Raw genomic sequence first — 1,439 nt, 5'->3', positions numbered from 1 at the left:
GCGTGACGGAGGACAATGTGCCTTTAGGCCGAGCGAGGGCGAAAGTCCCGAGCGGAGCGTGTCAGCCGCAGTTATGCGCTGGTCCCTATTAATCAAATTTAATGTATTCTCCAAAAACCCATCCTTCTTTTTGCTTTGTGTTTTTTAATATACATCCATTATATGAGTCTGAGGCAGGGAATACAAGATACCAATAGTTTCTTTTTTCTCCTATAGTCTCTTCTTCTAATGTTCTTGCAATGATGGTAAGTTTAATATTTTTTGGGATAAAATTAATTTCTTTTTCTCTAATCTTATCATCCTTGATATGAGTAAAATAGCAAGTAAAGGTTCTAGATTGAATATTTGGTTTTTCTCTCAGTTTTAGATTTGAAATAGCAATTCCTCTTTTTAATCCTAAGGTAATGACATCGAATCCTTTATAATTTCGGTTTTGATTTTCCTTTACTCCTTTGTTTTTATTATATAAAATTAATTCATTATCGCATTGTAAAAAATCTGAAAAAATAAGGGACTCATCATCTTTTTTATTTTTACACTGGAAATCTTTCAATTTCTTTTCTGTACAACTAGATATTACGTTTGTAAAATAGTAAATATCACCATTTTGAGAAGATTTTGCCTTAAATCCCTCGCATCCATCTCCTTCACCATTAAAATAATAAATGGCATTTGTGTTTTCGATAGTTAAAGCCATTTCATCAGAGCCTAGATTGTTTCCTCCAAAAAACATTGTTTCTGAATTTAAAAAAGTAGGTATTATTAGGATTAAGAATGCACATTTTTTTATAATCATACTTATTTCTTCCTATTTAGTTTTAGGGACTTGCGCATAACGAACTAGGCTACACGACGTTGTCCGTAGCTGAGTCTCGAAGAGACGTTAGCGTCGGCGCGGCTTCTTGCAGAGCAAGAAGCGTGACGGAGGACAATGTGCCGTAGGCCGAGCGAGGGCGCAAGTCACGAGCGGAGCGTGTCAGCCGTAGTTATGCGCAGTTACGTATTTCTTAAAAAGCACAGGCTATAGTTATTTTGGCTAAGCCGCAAATAGCACCGCATTGTGCGTATGTGCTCCTGCAGAAAGCAGTCCCTCTACTACTGGAATTGTTGCAATTAGAGTAGTATAGAATTTGAGTAGCTTGACATACGGTTTTAAATTTTTTTGAATCTTCTTCTGATTCATTAAAAATTGTGCATTGAAAGGTAAGAAAGCTTAGGGTTAAAAAAGTTAAGAAATTCGCTAACATAGATTTATTTTTTCTCCATTGGACTTGATAATTGCAAACAAAAACATTTCATTTTTCGAAATATTTATTTTAGATTCAGACTAAAATTTTGAAAAATCTATTTTCTGTTTTAAATCTCCCTCAAAATATTTTTTGTTTGAAATTGAAATATTTGAATGCGGAAATTATAGAATTCTTATATTTGTTAAAGAA

1 protein-coding gene is annotated in these 1,439 nt (G+C 33.8%); it reads right to left on the bottom strand.

From position 1 onward, the window contains the following. Nucleotides 1-88 precede the first annotated feature (88 nt). Complete coding sequence (locus EHQ58_RS18535; RefSeq protein ID WP_135625565.1) at nucleotides 89-796, bottom strand: SH3 domain-containing protein; 708 nt, start codon at nucleotides 794-796, stop codon at nucleotides 89-91. Nucleotides 797-1,439: the final 643 nt, after the last annotated feature.

The sequence above is a fragment of the Leptospira ognonensis genome (assembly GCF_004770745.1).
Taxonomy (GTDB): domain Bacteria; phylum Spirochaetota; class Leptospiria; order Leptospirales; family Leptospiraceae; genus Leptospira_A; species Leptospira_A ognonensis.
The sequence above is the reverse complement of the archived record's forward strand: the minus strand, read 5'-3'. Positions and strand labels throughout refer to the sequence as shown.

Excerpts from the sequence above, each read along its gene's own strand:
- EHQ58_RS18535 (WP_135625565.1), bottom strand. The coding sequence starts at position 796 with ATGATTATAAAAAAATGTGCATTCTTAATCCTAATAATACCTACTTTT.